Source organism: Legionella bononiensis, from assembly GCF_016786215.1.
In the GTDB taxonomy this organism is placed as follows: Bacteria; Pseudomonadota; Gammaproteobacteria; order Legionellales; family Legionellaceae; genus Legionella; species Legionella bononiensis.
Map to the genome: position 1 here is coordinate 171358 of NZ_JADOBG010000022.1, position 18498 is coordinate 189855.

Genomic DNA, 18498 nt, shown 5'->3' on the forward strand with positions numbered 1-18498 from the left:
TATTCTAGCGTAGATAATTATCTAGAACTCAGTATAAACTTTCGATTTTGTGAACGAAGTGAAGCAATCCAGAACACAGCTCCAATAAGGGGTTAATTCCATATAATACTGCTTTATCATCATCAATATTTACACCTCTTATTCAGCAAAGTTTATAGATCGGGCATTGATGGTCTCATTCTCTAACTGTAATTGCGCAACTTATTGAATATCAATAATTTTTTCTAAATTTCAAAATGTAAATGAAATGGAGTGTGTATACAATTGCCCCGGTTCTGTAATTTCCCCCTATATAAGATGTCAAGAGGTTATTCATTCAAAATAAAAATGTCTTGTAACGCTCTAGAACAAGATACCTGTTTCAAAAAGAAGCCGGCCTTGCGAGTGATTCGTTCCATTCTGACCAAAAGCAGAACCCGAAGTAATATTATTTGCTTGCACCAAGGAAGCCTCACCGCGTGCAAAAAAGATACCTCGCTGGTAAGTTGGTGTTAGGGTCAGCGACCAGGCATTACTGCCAGGACCATAGGCCACATTGGTTCCACCAGTTGTATCAATATACTCAGCTCGACTAGTGATACTCCAATGAGTATTAAAAATAAATTTAACTGCTAAAGCAACGCCATAAGTCGATGCCGAGTCCAGTAGCCCTATACTGATATCCTTAGATACATGAGTAAATTGTAATGTAGGACTTATCGTTAATCGGTCGAAGGTATAAGAGTAAATCAAATCATAAATCTGACTGTTATTTTGCACTAATGGAGTTACTAAACTGGATTCGTTATCATGTTTGATATTACCAGAAGCAACTATGCTTAAGCTATTTTGGGGGTTAATAACATAAGTAATTAGCCCAGAAAGCCAGTTAAGGCGCCCAGAATAAAAGCCATCGCTTAAAGCAATCGAGCCACTCAAAGTCCCCTGACTGTAATTCATTTGTACACCTCGATTCACAGCATTAGTCTGATTCCACAGCAATCCACGTTCGATATTAAAATTTTGGAAGGTAAAGGTATTCTCACCACCGATGAGAGTGAATAATTTGCCCGCCATTACTGAAAAATTATCACTAGGAACTAATTTGATAAAAGCCACTGGAACGGGACCGAAAAAATCACGAGTCGTATCGTTCATGTGCAGATAAGAAGTGCCAAGAGATGGTAAGGACTAGCCCCCTGCCTGAACATAAAACTGTAACAATCCTTTGATTTTCTGAATAAATAATTGGCCATTATCTATATCTAACAGCGTGGAAGGATTTCCCATCACAGGATTATTCTGCCACAGACCAAGGCCGCTTATAGTTCCGGTAATATCAATCGTTCCAAGTGGCTCTATTTCGATGTCATACGGATTGGAATTAGCAACAAGGGGGCCTGTCATTGAAGGATAAGGTAAGGAAACAGAAGTCGGTTCAGCGTCTCTGGCCTCAGCCCACGTTGGCGTTATAAGAACACTAAAAGTAATATATAGTAAAAGTTGAGCAATCGATTTTTTCATACTAATTTCATTCTATAGCCTTCCAAAGCAAGATTTAACTATAGTGTACTAAATGATATAATAAGTGCCTAGAGCCATAGTTCTATTATAAGGTAATTGATAAAACTCAATATTTATATTAATAGAATAATTTCTAACTAGAAACGCAAATAATTTCTCCTGCCAGTAAAATTCCATTGTCTTCTTTTGACGTGACGCAAGAACAGTGGGGATTTCCATTAAATAGGACGCTGTTTCAATATTCAAAGAAAAAGGCAATATATTCCTATCATTAGCAACATACAATGCTTGAGGAATGGAGACAGTATCCATAAAGCCATAATGCAAAGTTAATTCACAAATATTTTTACTTAGACATTTTACTTCAAATTGATTGGCCGAAGAGACGTAAGGGATATTTTCGACAGTAAAATTAACAACGAGAATATGCTCTGGTAACACTTGATTAAATTTCAAAAAATGCAGAAGGCTACCGCCACTTTTATCATAAATATCAGTAATAAAGACTATGGTCTTTCCAGGCAATTTAGTAATACTTTTATAATCAAGTTGTTTTAATACCTTTGATAGCTCATCTTTTTTTATATAATAATGTTCACGCAAATAACGCATTCCACTTTGCCATGTGTACATGATGAATGCACATGCTAACGCAAATGTAATGGGAACCCATCCTCCTGTGAGTAACTTCTGAATATTAGCGCCCAGGAAAGCAAGATCAATAACTCCAAAAAACGAAAACATAAGAATGATAATGAAGGGATTCCATTGCCACTTTTTGATCGCAAAATAAGCAATTAACATACTGGTTAGTATCATGACCAAGTTGACTGCAATTCCATAGGCATGGGCTAGCGCATTCGAATTTTTAAAAGTAAGAATTAAAATCATCGTTCCAATAGCCAGAATAAAATTCATTTGTGGAACATAGATTTGTCCTTTTTGGACATCGGAAGTTTGTTTAATAGGTAAATGAGGATATAAACCTAATAGAACTGCTTGTTTTGTTAATGAGAAGGTAGCAGAAATGACCGCTTGTGAAGCAATGATCGTGGCCATAGTGGCGATAATAAGAAGAGGAACTAAAAACCAATTAGGTGCAATCAAATAAAAAGGATTTACAATGGCTTCAGGATGATTCAGTAAATAAGCCCCTTGACCAAAATAATTAAGTAATAAAGCAGGTAACGCTACCATAAACCAACTGATACGTATGGGATATTTCCCCAAGTGCCCCATGTCGGCATAAAGAGCCTCCCCTCCGGTAACAACCAAAAATACTCCACCTAAATGTGCATACCCCTTCCAGCCATGTTCGCGAAAAAATTCAATGGCATACAAAGGATTAATGGCTTTAAGAACGATGGGATTATGAAGAATTTGCGTCGTGCCCAATAGTGCCAGGATTACAAACCAAATAAAAATAATAGGTCCAAATACAAATCCAATTTTTGCAGTACCATAAGATTGAACAGAGAATAAAGCAATTAAGATAATTAACGTCAGGGGCATGACCCAATTTGATAAAGAAGGGGCAATAACATAAAAACCTTCAATGGCGCTGATAACAGAAATGGCTGGAGTGAGCATGCCATCACCTAGCATTAAACCCGCACCAAAAATACCAATTAAAAAAGTAAACCTCGCTTTGTCGCCAAGAAATTGCTTTAAAAGCGCTAACAATGCCAGAATACCACCTTCACCATCATTGTCTGCACGAAATAAAACAACAAGATATTTTATAGAAATAACAAATATAAGTGACCAGAAAATAAGAGACAAAACACCGAGTACATCTGTTAAATTAATGGGTAGCCCATCCAGCGATTCGCGAATAGCATATAAAGGGCTGGTTCCGATATCGCCATAAACAATACCCAATGCAGCTATAGAAAGAGCAAAACCAGTAGGGCTTTCTATCGTAGACTTTGTATCACTCAATGTAATATCCTTATCTTTCTAGTCGCCATTATTTTCTTCCGTTAAGTTAACCCTCTCTTAACGAGGCTGATCATTTACATTAAACCACATACTATGTATTAAATAAGATAATTAATCAGATATTCAATGATACTATTGTTAATCTCGCAGTAAAGTTTACTGACTTCGGATTAACAGTACAAGCATGGTTGCAACTCTCATCACACATTCTGATACACTGCCCAAAAGGAAATGGCTATAGGCGTGACGTCCGTGCGATCCAATAAAAAGTACAACTGTATGCCATGCATCTGCTTCTGTTAGAACTTTTTCAGCAAGTCACCCTTCGGAGAGCTTGAGCACTACCAAACGAGTTTCAAAAACGATACCTACTGACTTTGTTTCTTCATTTATTTTATTAAAAGATCTTTCCTTCTTCCCTAGAAGTATTCCAAAGTATATCAAAATCAATGTGTCTTTCAGTATGTTTGACAACCGCTTCTTTAATAACATGAATGATTTGTAACTTGGGCTACTGGTCTTAAGTTAATCGAATAGCTTCTCGTAACGAACATCCAACTACATTTTTATTCACAAAATGGGTACTTACGAAGATTTAGCAAAGGCTTATACCCAAGCCTGTGTCAAAGAGGTGTATTTATATAACCGCAAGACGATGTTGAAAAACAGTTTTATGGGGAGCTGTCTGCGCACTGAAAACGCTCCCACATGACGCTGATTTTAATTAAAGTGATTAATCCCGAAAATTTTCAAACTGCAGTGGTAATTCAATATCTGATTTTTTTAATAATGCGATCGTTTCCTGCAGATCATCACGTTTCTTCCCTGTGACCCGTATTTTTTCTCCCTGAATGGATGTTTGAACTTTCGCCTTGCTTTCTTTAATGTATTTTATTATTTCTTTGGCTGTAGGTTGATCGATTCCTTGCTTAAAAGTCATGTTGAGAGAATAAAATTTACCGATATGAACAGGCTCATCTTCGATATCCACTCCAGCAGTAGTCAGATTACGCTTGGTGCAATGATTGCGAAATAAATCTTCCAGCTGCCGTACCTGAAAATCCGATTCTGATCGCAAGGTAACCGTGAGCTCTTTAAGTTCAATTGTTGCCTCAACACCGCGAAAATCAAAACGGGTTCCCACTTCACGGGTAGCATTATCTACAGCATTCCGTAATTCAACTTCATTTATTTCAGAAACAATATCAAATGATGGCATAGCAAATCCATAAAAATCAAAAATCCTAATTTAACAAAAAACCTGTTGCTGTGGAAGGTAAGATTGATGTGCAACTAAAGAACTATTGCTTATTAAATAAAAGAATGTTATCAAATTAATTGGTATAAAAATAACCTAGTTGGTTATAGATATTCTTACCAGGCTGTAAAACAACCTATCATAAACCAGGCAATATCCTTAGGGTTATTTGCTTTCTCAAGGAGTGAGAAGTATGGGAAAGGAAAAGAAGGAACATTTGGCATCATATAGACCAACTCCAAATAAATCTCGATTTTGGCTTCATTCTGAATCGTGTTATACGGAGCAGGAATTAAACTTTCGTGAATGGGTTTTAACGATTCGCGCAAAATCAGGAATACATCCGGATTATTTGGCTAACCCCAGCTCGTGGTTTGCTGAAAAAGACCAGGCATTGGTTAATGTCTATGAACATGCGTGGTTTTATTCCGACTCGTTCAAAACGCGCCACGTATTAACCCGTGATGATTTTCATGTTCAACCCATTGATTCCCAACGACTGCAGTGGCCATCCTTGTATGATCTGATGCAAAATGTAGGGGACTATCTTCTGTTAAGAAATCAGGAACTGCCTTCAGAACATTTAAATCAACCCATGAATTTTGTTCTTCTGGATGTAAACAACATTCTTAAAGGATTAAGTCAAAATACCAACATCCAGCAAGTTCAAGATCAATTAGAGGCTCTCACTCATTACTTACGGACAATTGAAAAAAATATTTCGCCTCTGGAAGGCTCAGATCGTTTGTTTCTGGCTAATTTTCGCGGCGTGATTGATAACAAAATTCACCCTCATTTAACCCATTTAGTAGAATCTCAATTGCTCAGAGAACGACTTGGAGAATTATCAAAAACCATTAAAAAATTGTCTACGGACAGAAATAGAATTTTACATTTCGCGCTCAATATAAATCCCGTTAATCCCCACCCCTATGATTTTAATCTGGAACAAATTGCCGATACCAAGGCTTATCCCACACAGTCTGCAAAAAAATGCGGCAAACAATCTACCGAATTGGTTGCAGAATCAGCACCAGTACTTCACTTAACGATGGAACAATTAAAAAATTGTCCTGATTTTCATTTGATTTCAATGGATGAACATGTTTTAACTCATTATGCCAGCGCCATTTCAGATTTGGATGAACTTGATAGATTTCAAAAAGTAGTCGCTCAAATCATGGATCTATTGGGACAGGCAGGAGAGGTCTATACAATCCATCAATTTAGAGAACAAATGCTCTCTCTGCTCAATCAAATTGATGTTTTTATCGATGAATCTTCCCACCATATTGATGCTATTCTTCAGGATAATACCCAGGCGTATCATAAAGCCATACAGCAAGAACAGGATTTATCTGTATGGAAAAGACTGTTCACGTCCGAACAGGAAAAACTGCAAACTTTTAGAAAAAATCATGATACTTTATCACAATTTCCTTCCAGCAGTTCTGATCTGCTAAAAACAAACAAAGCACTTAAAAGTCAGGTTAACCAGGTACTCTCCCATCTCAATGAACCCAGAATAAAAGACACCTCTTTTGAGATGATTTCAGGACAGGCACAAGAATTGGACAAGCTTATGGGAACAATGCATCAATGGGTTAAAAATCAACATATCAAGCAAGGACGAATCGGTCCCAGTGCTCCTGAATCTCTAACTCTCGCCGCAAAACCTGAAACACCTCCATTAAAATCAATGCCATCCCAAAACACTTATCATCACTACCCTACACTATTCGCACCAACATCATCCACCTTGACCGAACCAATCTGCGATGCAAATTCCCATATGTGTCCAGAACGATATACGCCTCCGGATTATTCTTCAAATTCAATGGCTTATTTAGGATTAATCTCATTGATCCCCATCAGTGTCATTTTATTAATTCTGCTGTATGAATGGCAAAAGCCTAAAGCGGCTCCTGTTTATGGTACCAAAAAAGAATTCAATAAAATCAAGGTCGATATTGATGATTTATTAACCAAAATCAAGGAATATGAGCATATAAATGATACTGACCTGACTGAGGAATACGATATTTATACTGACGAATACATCCAGTTAACCAAGAAGGCTTTATCAGGAACTTTTGATTGTGACAACCTGAAGGAACTGCTGGAAAATCTGCAGCAATTTTATCAGGATCTATGTGAATCATCAGATGAAGATGTATCTGAATCAACCGTTTCCACAATTTAAAACCTTGAGTTTTAAATAAGAATAAGCTCCGATTAAATGGGTTATTGGTCTATGAACAATAACCCAATCAATCAATTGTCCTTCATCTCCTAATCAAGATATCTTGCAGACATTGAGCATATCGTTACCATCATTTGAACTGCTTGAAGATTGCTGAGCTTGTGCGTTTTCAAGTATGCTTAAAAAAACGCCAAAAGCCTGCAATGAGTCAACCCTTGGTGGTTCAGAACTGGACTCAGAGGATTCCTTAGCCGCATCAGAACGTAATCCTTCCACACCTTCAATGACTTTCTTCATTTCTAACAATACGGTTAAGCCCTTATCCTGCATCGCCTGAGTTGAATTACTCTCAGTCTTCACAATTAATTCCTGGATTTCAACCAATCTATCCCCAATCTCCTTTACACGTTTTACTACTTTCCTTTGATCTTTTGTGGGTTTACGTTGGGCGTTGATCATGTTTTCAATCACTTTTTCATTATCAATCAATTCATCTCTCAGTTCAATAAACTCCAATATAAGACGTTGCTGTTCCACAACATCATTTCTAATTTCATCAAATGAACGTACTTCTGAGAAGTTCTGTATTCTGTTTAATGAATTACCTATTAATTCAAAATTCACCTTTGTTAAATCAACGATCGCTCTACGTTGATTACGAGGTAATCTTGGGATTAGCTGAGCAACCCGTTGTTCAATTGCATTTTTATAATAACGAATTTTTGGATCGTCTTGAAGCTGCTGTATCATCTGTTCACCAAGCGTTTCTTCAAGATATTGCGGAGCTCTTTCAGGTTCATTTAAATGAATATGATGTTTTAACATGTCAATCCTTCTCTGATTTGAGCTGATTAACATGGTAATCTCTGTCTTGAGATCAGAAGAACAAGTCGATTTTGCAGCTATCAGACGAAGTACCTGATTCAATTGTTTATAGAACAAATGATTGTTAATAGTAAGACTGGCATTTTGTTCCAATACCTCTCGCAAAGCATGATTAGGATTCAAAAGCAGAATAGCAGCAAATGGCAACCCTGAACTGGCCTCTATATCCATCAGGGAAACCCCATTTTTAACCAGTGTATCAAGGCATGTCAACGCTCTTGGGTCTTTTATTGCATTTCTGAAACAATAATCAACTATAGAGGGGTACACTACGTCCGCAATAGTAATATTTTTTAAATGAATTGGAAAAATTTTATTTTTAAGTAAAAAATCCAATAATTTATCTTTATAGTTTTGTAACGCTAAGATAACTATCTTTTCCGGCAACATCTGATAGAAAGTACTTAATTTAGCTGCTTGCTCATAGTTTTCTCTAATTAACACTCTAAGCAATAAGCCTATGCCCAATTGCTTGATGCTGTTTTGAAGCGCTCTTAAATCATTTAAATCCTTTAGAGTAACCTCATAATGATGCTTGGATTCCAATACCCACTCAAGTCCTAACGCATCCAGGTAGAGTTTCTCTACATTATTCACCAGTAGTTCATCTCGCATAGTTTGACATACAACAGCACGCGAACTTAACTGCTGAATAACAGTTGAAAAACTCTCTTTACGCTCAACCTCTGCAGGCAGAGATTTTTTAGAAGCATGACTTTTAAAATGGGTGACTTGATAACCTGTGCCATTTTTTTCTGCGGTTGATTTACGCTCAATTTTTTCAGTTTTTTCATCTTTTTCACTGGAAGTAGCTTCTGCATCCATCGAGCCGATATTGGTTTCAGTAATGCGTAACCAGTTAATTTTACCCTCTATTGATGAAGGATGATTAGAATAGAGAACTATTTGTTTTAATAATTCGATTTGCTGTTGAAGAGTACTCAGATAAGCTGCTTTATTTAGCTGTATATTTTCAGATAAAACCAGAATCCTGGCTTCCAGCTCATCGTACTCTGCTTCCAATGATTTAAGGACTAAGGCCTGAGATTCTCTTAAATTCGCAACAAGTTCCCGGGTAGCATTGACAGCCAACATAAGAAACGCCGCATCATGTTCCTGACAATTAATTGTTTTAAATTCATTTTCCGCAATAATTTCTGCAAAATAGGGCTGATTAAAATAATAATCCCGTGAATCAAAAAAAACATGTAATCTGTACTGAATGCCTTCTTTTTCAAAATAAGCCGTATAATGATATTGGCTTTTATAATCCAATTTTCCAATAGGTTCTGCATAGACACTAAGATGGTGACCGATTAAACGGTACTCCCCGATAACCAGCTCATCTTCTAAAGGTAATTCGAATAAGTAATAATCAGTGCCTAACCTATGGGTACGCGCCAATAGATTAACATCCTTTGGGAGCTCAAATTGAGCTAAACGTTTTCTGGCATTGATTAAATTATAAAGAGCATTTTTGGACATAGTTGAATCTCGGCGAACTTTGAGATCAAAAATTATACTTTAAGGAGATTGAGTAATCAATAAGGCAGAGATATAAATCATATCCCCAATCAATCAGATTAAAAAATCACACCACTTTATATTTTACATACACTAAACCACTTAATGCGATTAAAGAAAATGCAGCACCAGCGCAAAAAGTATAAGACGCCCCAAGTTTATCCCATAAAAGCCCTGCTATAATACTTGCCAGAAGCAAAGCAACACCGCTCAATAAATTAAAAACTCCATAAGCAGTTCCACGTAAATGCGATGGAGATGTTTCTGCAATCATGGCGGCAAGCAATCCCTGAGTTAACCCCATATGCAATCCCCAAAAACCTGCACCTGTCAACACAAAATACCACTGATTGCCAAGAGCTAATATCAGATCAGCAAAAATTAAAGCAATTAATCCAAAAGTTAATAAATGTACATGCCGCATACGATCCGCCAGCCAACCAACAGGATAGGCAGACAAGGTATAGACCAGATTCATCACAACCAACACCACAGGTACCAGAGCAAAAGTCATCTCTCCCTGCAGAGCGCGTAAAATCAGAAAAGCTTCACTAAAACGAGCCAACGCAATAACCCCGCCTACAATACAAACCCACCAGTAAGCTTCTGGCAACTGTTTTATATAATGTAAACCCACGGGATTGGCCGATTCTCGCTCAGAAGAGGACTGAGCGTCTTCAACGCCGAGTACAATTAATAGAACAGCAATTAAAGCAGGAATTATGGAAAACGCGAAAACTGCTCTGAAATTATTGGCAAACAATAACATCAACCCAAAGGCTAGCAATGGTCCCAATAGAGCACCAACAGTATCCAGAGATTGCCGCAAGCCAAAAGAAGCTCCACGCAAGTGCACTGGAGCCAAATCAGCAACCAATGCATCTCGAGGGGCTCCTCTTATTCCTTTTCCTATTCTATCCATAAAACGAGCGACAAAAACCAATCCTACTGATGATGACAGTGCGAATAATGGCTTGGTCAAAGCGCTTAGACTATAACCCAATAAAACAATGTTCTTCCGTTTACCCAGATAATCGCTGAGTACCCCTGAAAACACCCGAACAATCAATGCAGTGGCTTCAGCAATACCCTCTATAAGTCCTATAGTGACCATACTGGCACCTAATGCAGTCACCATAAATACGGGTAAGAGGCTATGGATAATTTCAGAAGAAATATCCATTAGCATACTGACAAAACCCAATACCCATATTCCCGAGGGAATTTGGGTCAGTGTTCGTAAAGCATAATGCTTTGTCATAAATCAGTCCTTTGAATCAGGGTTGCTTGTTACAATGTGTTAATAAACCAATGAAGACGAGACATCTGATGATAAAAAGGTCACTAGTCGATCCAGTTTATCGTCAATAATCATTGATGTTTTAGATTGACCATCACTTGAACTGGCCGCTGGTTGCCACTCATTTTGAATTACAATATGAGCTGTGGTCATATGTGGCGCGATGTATTGAAATAAACACAACATTTGCTTGGACTTCATTGCTTTGATGTGTTCAGCCGATTTCCCTCGTACAACGCTGTCCCGCTCTTCTTTTCTCGTGTAGTTATCTTTTAATTGTGGCGAATGTAAATAGACTTTTAATTGTTCCGTGTCTCTTTTGAGGTACCGCGAATATTCTCCAGCAAAAATACCCTCAACTATAATGACATCCTGCGGAGGAAATTCAACCTCTCCGCCAGGAACTCGATCACTGGGTTCCATATCATAGGTCGGTCTTGCAATAGTCTTTCCTGATTCCAAAGCGATTAGATGATCGATAATCAATTCCTGCTCCAAAGCTTCCGGAATATCGAAATTCTTAGGTTTATTGGGATCCAATCTGCTTTTAGGAAGATAATAATGATCCAGGCTCAAAGTAGCAACACTGAACCCCCGCTCTTTTATCAAGAGCTCCATTTCGGTTGAAACTGTTGATTTCCCAGATCCCGTTGCTCCAATTACAAAAATAAATTTAGGCACGACAACCCCTTCTGAACAAAAAAAACGCATTATAGTCATGATAAATTAAATTACAATACACCATTCTGAATCTGATACAAACCGTTCAGGGACTGTTGACAATTCATCAAATAAATCCTGACGTCTCGATATGGGTTCGCGGGATCCAAAGATTCAGTATCATTAACAGGCATTATGTGTTCCTCAAGATCAAATCGGATCTCGAGAGCCCATCGCGGGACGTCGAAGTCATTAGTGTCATCACACTCTAAACGTACTGTCTAATTAATAGAAAAAGTGAATTACTCTGATGTGGATAAATTAAATTCATATTTAATCAACAAGATCAAGGGGTAATATGCAATTTACTTAAGTTATTGATAAATAATGCTTAATTTAATTTATAATCAGCCTGACTCAAGCTCAGGTTATCCACAAATTCTGTGCATAACTTTGTGAATAGCCTGTAAAAGTACTTGTATAATCTGGAAATACAGCTCTGCTCTAGGGATAATCAGACTGCGTATCCTGTAAAAATGGCGAGTGAAGAAGATCGACTATAAATTGCTCACAAGTCTCCAATTGCCCCATATCAACGTATTCATTGGCGCGATGAGCCTGCTCTATACTGCCCGGGCCACAGACTATAGTGGGAATTTGTGCTTGCTGAAATAATCCAGCCTCTGTAGCATAAGCAACCTTTAGCACTTTATCGCTTTGACAAATGATTTGTGCAGCCTGGACAATACGTTCTGATGGATTAGTGTCCAAACCTGGTGCTTTTGCTATAGTCTCGAGGTTAACATCAGCGGCTTGCTGCTCCTGTTTCATAACGGGCCTTAATTGCTCATCAACAAAGGAAACAATTTTTTGATGGAGTTCGTCAGGGTTATCTACAGCCAAATTTCTAAATTCAAATATAAAATCACATAAACTGGGTATCGTATTATAGGAGTTACCGCCTTTAATCAGATTGGTAGTCAAGGTGGTATAGGGTACATCGTATGAAGGATCCTGAAATCCCTTATTTTTATACTCTGTAGCAATTCCTCTCAAATAACTGATCATGGTTGCAGCATGCTCAATTGCATTGGAACCTTGATCTGTCAAAGAGGAATGTGCTGCAACACCATGGATCTGGCAGCGGTAGGATTGCTTGCCTTTATGCCCAATAACCGGTTGCATGGATGTGGGCTCGCCAACAATACAGGCATCAGGCTTGTAATTCAGCTCTAATATTTTGTCTATTAAATGAGGAGCACCCAAACAACCGATTTCTTCATCATATGAAAAGGCAAAATGTACAGGAAAAGACAAATTCATATTCATTAATTTCGGAATTAAAGCCATTACAACTGCAATAAATCCTTTCATATCACAAGCACCACGTCCATAAACGCGGTTTTCCTTAATAGTAGCCTGAAATGGATTACTGTCCCAATTTTGTCCATCAACAGGAACAACATCGGTGTGACCAGACAAAACTATTCCACCATTCATCCTGCCGTTCTTACCAGGTAGAGTAGCTAACAAATTGGCTTTGGGTTCTTTGCTGTCGTGGATTAAAACAGGATTAATTTTATAATCACTAAAAGCATTAGCCAAAAACTCAATGAGTGATAAATTCGAATTGCGCGAAGTAGTATCGAAAGCAATCAGTTGAGCTAACCAGTCGAGATGCGTCATAATACTCCTTTTTAAATGGTGACTAATTGATCGGAATGCATTACTTCCGATTTGTTTGGCTCCTGATATGCAAGAGCAGCACATAAACTGATGGACACAGCTGTCATTAAATAATAAGTGAAAATCATAGGATTATGAGTCTTCTCAATTAATGCAGTAATAACAAATGGAGCAAATCCGCCAAAGAGCATCACCGCTAGATTATAGCTAATCGCCAGACAGGTGGATCGTATAAGAACGGGAAACATCTCACTCACTACAGCGGTCATTACACCAAAATAAGCCCCAATAAATACCCCCAAAATACTCTCAACCAGTATCAGGGTACTTAAAGCAGGATGCTGATTAAGCAGAGACAGTAAAGGATAAATAAGGCTAATATACAACAATAAGGATCCGAGTAAGATCGGTTTTTTGCCTATTCTATCCGACAGGGCGCCAAACAAAGGAATGGTGATTATGCTGATTAAAATACCTGTCATCGGCCCCAGATACGCTTCCTTCATTGATAAATGTAAATACAATTTACTAAACGTGGGCATGTAACTGAATAATGTATAAACAGACCCTGTACAGCCAATTACAAGACCTAGCGCAATAACTAATAAACGATTTTGTTGCATAATAATACTCAATAAACTCAATGTCCTGGCAGGTTTCGAAGTCCAAATGATTTGACGCTGCAACCGGCGCCTGAGCAACCATCCAATGGGTAAAATGAACAGGCCAATAGCAAAAGGAAACCGCCATGCATAGTCGTATAAGAACTCTTTAGAGCACGTTACCGTCAGAAAAAAACAAATAGACGATCCTAAGAGCACTGCTAATAATTGCCCCACCATTTGAAAGGAAGTATACAGACCTTTTTTATCTTCAGGCGCCAATTGATTCAGCAGGGAACTGGCTATGCCAAACTCCGCCCCAGTAGCCAATCCCTGAATTAATCGAGCCCCTACAATCAACACAGTAGCCCAAAGTCCTATGTGTGCAAATGACGGAGTGAAGGTAATAAGGATTGTGGCAAATGCCATTAGGTTAAAAACCAACATGAGCGCTTTATGATGCCCCTGTTTGTCAGCCCATAACCCTAATAATACTCCGCCTAAAGGTCTGACAACCAACGCAACACCAGAACTTGCCATAGTTGCTAATAAAGAAGTGATTCGATTTTGATTTGGGAAATAAGCTTGCGCGATAAACAGAAGCATGAAGTTATATATCATGAAATCATACCATTCCATGGCGTTACCAATGCAGATTGCGGCAATGGTTTTTAATGAATTATTTGAATTTGACATGGTTTAAAATCACTGTTTTATTTGTGTATTTATAAATACGACACATCGGATCACTGAAGACGCCAATGTAGAGTACCGTGTTTTTTCTATTATTTAAATGAGATCAAATTAAAGAATTTCATCGTATGAGTTATTAGGAAGACGGGCTTTACAAAAAAAATTGTCGATAATGAAGAAACCATCAGGAGTACACTTAATTTAATTTACCAAATAATACTGATAGGAATTTGGGGTTATGGTTTTTCGATATTGGACATACCATTCATGGACCCTCCGCCTTCGCGGAGGGTGACGGTGATGGCATAGAAAGGGTGACGCAATTTCACGTCACCCTCCGCAATCTCATGTCACCCTCCGCGTAGGCGGAGGGTCCATTCTTTATCATTTTCCTCATAACCGCATTATTCGTCTGCTCGCCACCCCTTTTAATGAGATTTGATGTTATACCAGAATAAAACCTTCCTTTTTTATAATTTACAATGTGCTGATAGGAATATTGGTTTATGATTTTTTAGGTATTGGACTTACCGTTCATGGACCTTCCTACTTCGCGGAGGGTGACGAAGATGGCATGCAGAAGGTGTCAAGTGACAGCCGAGGGTGACGTATAAAAAATGAGAATCGTTAAAAGACAAGCCGCTCCAGGTGTGTGAGTTATGGGGCACGTGTCAACAGACCCGAATGAAGTAACAATTTATTTATAACTTTAATGACCGATTCGAGATAATTTTACTGGTAATTCAATGCTAACTGATTTAAATTATCCCTGTTTTAAAATAATAATATACATGGAATGAGTTACTAAATCATGAAAAAATTAACCCTGCTCTCTTTGTTATCTGCATTATCGTTCAGTTCTGTGATCCATGCCGGAGGTATGGGCGATTCAAATTTCTGCTGTGCTGCGTTTTTTTCCCTTGAAGGCGGATATACCTGGAATACAATAGATGGATATGATTTTGCTATTGTTGGCACTAATACTGTTATCACTTCACAAATTACCAATGATCAATATACTGCCCGTTTAGCAGCAGGCATGCTGAGCATGTTTGATGATCAATTTGGAGCAACTGGAGAGTTAGGTTGGGGATACTATGGAAAAACCACTCTTAACCCCGTAGGATTCGGTGCAGCCGCCCAGGCGCCTGCTAATTTAACCATGAGCCACACAATAAGCGGATTTGATGCTTTATTAGGTATTGCTTACATGCAACCTTATTACAGTTTATCCTTAAAGGCAGGAGCCATGATCCAAAACATGCAGACGCACACTACTGCCGTGTTCTCCCCAGCCTTTGCATTTCCGCTGATCAACAGCTACAGCGAAAAGAACAACCAGACAGCGGTTTTACCAGAAATAAAATTAGGTGCAGCCTATAACTTTAATGAAAATTGGGCTTTGACCGGTTCTTATCTATTCGCCTTAGGCTCAAATCCCAAAACAACCGGGGCGTTTAACCTGAATACCTTGACCGGAAGTTTCAATCTGAACAATCAAAATCCAACACTAAACTCCCTGTTAATCGGTGTCCAATATACCGTTTAACCTGAAATCTAAACGATAATAAAAGGCTCCTTGGAGCCTTTTTTATTGATGAATGATTCAAAACTGCCGAAATCACTGGCTAGAAAAAAAGCAGATATTTATTATAATCAGTAATGAATTGTTGACTGTTACGGTACTGAGTCAATGCCCGGTTAATTTCTTCCAACAAAGTTTGATCCTTTGAGTTTACAGCAACAGCCACTAAAGATTCAAAATGTAAGGGGCTACCAAAATCTTCAATCAAATCTGACGAGTTGTTACTCCAATAAGATGCCGTGTAGGTATCAACAAATGCAAATCCAATTTTACCTCTGTTGAGAGCGTCAATCATTTCATCATCCTGACCATACAGAGAAACAATTGGGTTTTTGATTTTTAATGTATTGATGTGTTGTTGGTAAGATTCATCAGTAATGCCAATTTTTTGATTATATAGAAGATCAATTATAAATGGATTTTTTACATATTTTTTTAATCCAATCACGTGGGTTATATTAATTAAATAAGGAATGGAAAAGTTAACTTTTGAAGCACGCTTATCTGTAATGACCAGATCACTAACGGCGAGATCTACGGTACCATTTTCGACCTCATCCAGCAGTCTATCCCGTTTAAATGCTATCAGTTCACAATCAAATCTCAGGGTTCTGCAAACGTACCGAATCATGGAAACGTCAAATCCATCAAAATGAGTTGGATCTAATTGGATTACAAATGGAGGATCAAAATGAGAAACGCCAATTTTTAATGTTCGTCCATAAGTGCATAATGGCAGCAGAAATAGTAACATTATTATGCAATATTTTCTCACCATCGCATCATCCTTGGTCTTTTGATTTAATTATAGAACATATTAATCAAAAAATACCTGATTCATCAAAACTTTAAATAACAGAGAATTCCTATGTTCGTAAAGTGACACGCCCCGCAATTCCATAAACATTATGAATACAAGAGTACCTTAATACTCGCAATCTTCAACAGTTCTGATTTGACTTTAATGGATCTCAATTTGTATAATGTGCCTCCTTTTAGATCAAAAACACAATCCAAGGTAGTTACAATGCCCTTTACTTATAACAGCATCTTTGATGGTCCTAACGTAATAACTAAAAAAGATTTATGTGAGCTATTAAATCTTGACACCTCAAGACCCAATCTTGCATTCAGTCCTGCCGAAATAAATAAAGCCTATAGAGTTCGGGCCTTAAGATTTCATCCTGATGGCCAACAGGCTCGATATGAGCAACCTATTCCTGTGCCGGTCTGTAATACTCTAATTGGAGACATTAAGTTAGCCAGAGATTACATGCTCGCTGGTGAAGACAATATTCCAGGCAAAGCATTTAAAGACAATCTCGCTCAATTTGAACCATCAGACTGGATAAGTACTCTGACTGATATGCTGAAGGCGACGAAAGATGGATCTGTAACCCTGACGCAAACAGTAAGTTGGCTCTATTTCTTCAGCAGCAGTCTTTTGGTGACCATACCCCTGTCAACCTATTCCGATGGACAATTAAATTTTCGTTATATCAATACTTTTTCGAAACAATTAGCTGCCATTCGACCATTTCTAAAGGATATTGACGGCAGTTCAGTTGCGGTATTTTTACTGATCCTCCGTGATTATATTAGCAGTGCTGAACAAATAAACACGGAAGAAATCCTGGCTCGAATTAAAGAAATATCCCCAGAACTTCTTGATTCCATCGCTGAACAGAAGAAACTGGATGCACTGCTTCTGGCAATTGCTGAAGCCGGTCAGGAATTAAAACTCACCCTTACGGATGAGTTCATCAATCAACTTCAATACATCATTGGTTTTTGGCCACAACTTGTTGCTAACATGCCGACATGGAAAAACATTATGAATGTTTTTTTCATCTCAACACTATTTACCGCAACCAGTTTACCCAAGTTTTTCAATGCATTAAAAGTAATAGCCGAAATAATCATTCAACAAAAAGGCTGGATACCGTTTTTGTTAACCGCCCTGCCCTTGTTGCTATTAAGTGCTTTAATGTTACCCGTTAACCTTGCAGTGCAACTGGCTCTTCCTCTTGCATGGATTAGCTTAAAAGCAACTTATCACATAATAACCAACGGTTTTCTTGTGCTGTTTTCAGGCATTAACCTCTTGTTATCACTGCTGCCAAACAGTAATAACTCCACTACAATGGCAGCATTCTCACTCTTTGAGGGAAGCTTTAATTTAATTGTACGATTAAGCCTTAACATCGCGATTGAAACGCTGGATTCTGTTATTTTTGTATTAAGCAATAAAAGTCCACTAAGTTCACTACAGACAAGCTTGAATACAGGTTTTGATTATATGCTGGATTCTTTACGTCCTGAAATCAAACCGACAGAACAGTTGGAGCATGAAAACGAAACACGTGCTTTAGTGCCATTTGAAGGTCAGACTGAAATTCCAAAAGTGCGAACTCAAGAGCCGGCTCAACAATTTGGGTTCTTTCCTAACAGTAAATTATTCAATGACGAAGACGTATGGCTTAATAATCTGCTTAACGACATTTCAGCAGCAGAGCGTACTGAATCTGAAATGGCCAACAACTTAGCCGTCCAGTAACTTATATTCCCAGCAACTCAACTAAATAGTCCTCCTTTCAGGAGGATTATTTCATGTCAATTCCATGCCTAATTGATTAAATATTCACCTTGTGATAACAT

General features: G+C 38.0%; 13 protein-coding genes and 1 pseudogene. 3 read left to right on the forward strand and 11 right to left on the reverse strand.

All coding sequences use genetic code 11. From position 1 onward, the window contains the following. Positions 1-342 precede the first annotated feature (342 nt). The 5 genes and pseudogenes from IZU94_RS14535 to IZU94_RS14555 form a co-directional block, all read right to left on the reverse strand. Positions 343-1137: an outer membrane beta-barrel protein gene (locus IZU94_RS14535; RefSeq protein WP_203112121.1), complete on the reverse strand. Its 795-nt coding sequence runs from the start codon at positions 1135-1137 to the stop codon at positions 343-345. Positions 1138-1170: 33 nt separating this feature from the next. Continuing rightward, positions 1171-1503, reverse strand: coding sequence for a hypothetical protein (locus IZU94_RS14540; protein ID WP_203112124.1), 333 nt, complete (start codon positions 1501-1503; stop codon positions 1171-1173). Positions 1504-1551: 48 nt separating this feature from the next. Beyond that, positions 1552-3444: a potassium transporter Kup gene (locus IZU94_RS14545; protein WP_238400456.1), complete on the reverse strand. Its 1893-nt coding sequence runs from the start codon at positions 3442-3444 to the stop codon at positions 1552-1554. A gap of 156 nt (positions 3445-3600) precedes the next feature. Beyond that, a pseudogene (locus IZU94_RS18465) lies at positions 3601-3747 on the reverse strand (universal stress protein); the annotation flags it as partial. A gap of 430 nt (positions 3748-4177) precedes the next feature. After that, entirely contained in the window at positions 4178-4663 is a 486-nt protein-coding gene (locus IZU94_RS14555; RefSeq protein WP_203112126.1) for a YajQ family cyclic di-GMP-binding protein, read from the reverse strand. A gap of 232 nt (positions 4664-4895) precedes the next feature. On the opposite strand from IZU94_RS14555, the gene IZU94_RS14560 reads away from it, so the two are divergent. Further along, positions 4896-6905 (forward strand): hypothetical protein, encoded by a 2010-nt coding sequence (locus tag IZU94_RS14560; RefSeq protein ID WP_304601807.1) that lies wholly within the window; start codon positions 4896-4898, stop codon positions 6903-6905. A gap of 93 nt (positions 6906-6998) precedes the next feature. Here the strand turns inward: IZU94_RS14560 and IZU94_RS14565 are convergent, their stop codons facing one another. The 5 genes from IZU94_RS14565 to IZU94_RS14585 all read right to left on the reverse strand — a co-directional run bounded on the left by IZU94_RS14565 (position 6999) and on the right by IZU94_RS14585 (position 14258). Continuing rightward, positions 6999-9275 carry a hypothetical protein gene (locus IZU94_RS14565; protein ID WP_203112138.1) on the reverse strand — a complete coding sequence of 759 codons (2277 nt, stop codon included), beginning with the start codon at positions 9273-9275 and terminating at the stop codon, positions 6999-7001. Between the two features lie 106 nt (positions 9276-9381). Then, positions 9382-10575: an MFS transporter gene (locus tag IZU94_RS14570; protein ID WP_238400457.1), complete on the reverse strand. Its 1194-nt coding sequence runs from the start codon at positions 10573-10575 to the stop codon at positions 9382-9384. Between the two features lie 39 nt (positions 10576-10614). Next, positions 10615-11295, reverse strand: a complete 681-nt coding sequence (locus tag IZU94_RS14575) for a nucleoside/nucleotide kinase family protein (protein ID WP_203112141.1) — start codon at positions 11293-11295, stop codon at positions 10615-10617. A 483-nt stretch (positions 11296-11778) separates the two neighbouring features. Then, positions 11779-12960, reverse strand: coding sequence for an acetylornithine deacetylase (gene argE / locus IZU94_RS14580; protein ID WP_203112142.1), 1182 nt, complete (start codon positions 12958-12960; stop codon positions 11779-11781). 11 nt (positions 12961-12971) lie between these two features. Further along, positions 12972-14258: an MFS transporter gene (locus IZU94_RS14585; protein WP_203112144.1), complete on the reverse strand. Its 1287-nt coding sequence runs from the start codon at positions 14256-14258 to the stop codon at positions 12972-12974. A gap of 808 nt (positions 14259-15066) precedes the next feature. Here IZU94_RS14585 and IZU94_RS14590 point away from each other — a divergent pair. After that, on the forward strand, positions 15067-15804 hold the full coding sequence (locus tag IZU94_RS14590) for a hypothetical protein (RefSeq protein WP_203112146.1): 738 nt from the start codon (positions 15067-15069) through the stop codon (positions 15802-15804). Positions 15805-15883: 79 nt separating this feature from the next. Here the strand turns inward: IZU94_RS14590 and IZU94_RS14595 are convergent, their stop codons facing one another. Further along, positions 15884-16594, reverse strand: coding sequence for a transporter substrate-binding domain-containing protein (locus IZU94_RS14595; protein WP_203112148.1), 711 nt, complete (start codon positions 16592-16594; stop codon positions 15884-15886). A gap of 273 nt (positions 16595-16867) precedes the next feature. Here IZU94_RS14595 and IZU94_RS14600 point away from each other — a divergent pair, with 273 nt between their 5' ends. Further along, positions 16868-18397, forward strand: coding sequence for a J domain-containing protein (locus IZU94_RS14600; protein ID WP_203112150.1), 1530 nt, complete (start codon positions 16868-16870; stop codon positions 18395-18397). The last annotated feature ends 101 nt before the right edge of the window (positions 18398-18498 follow it).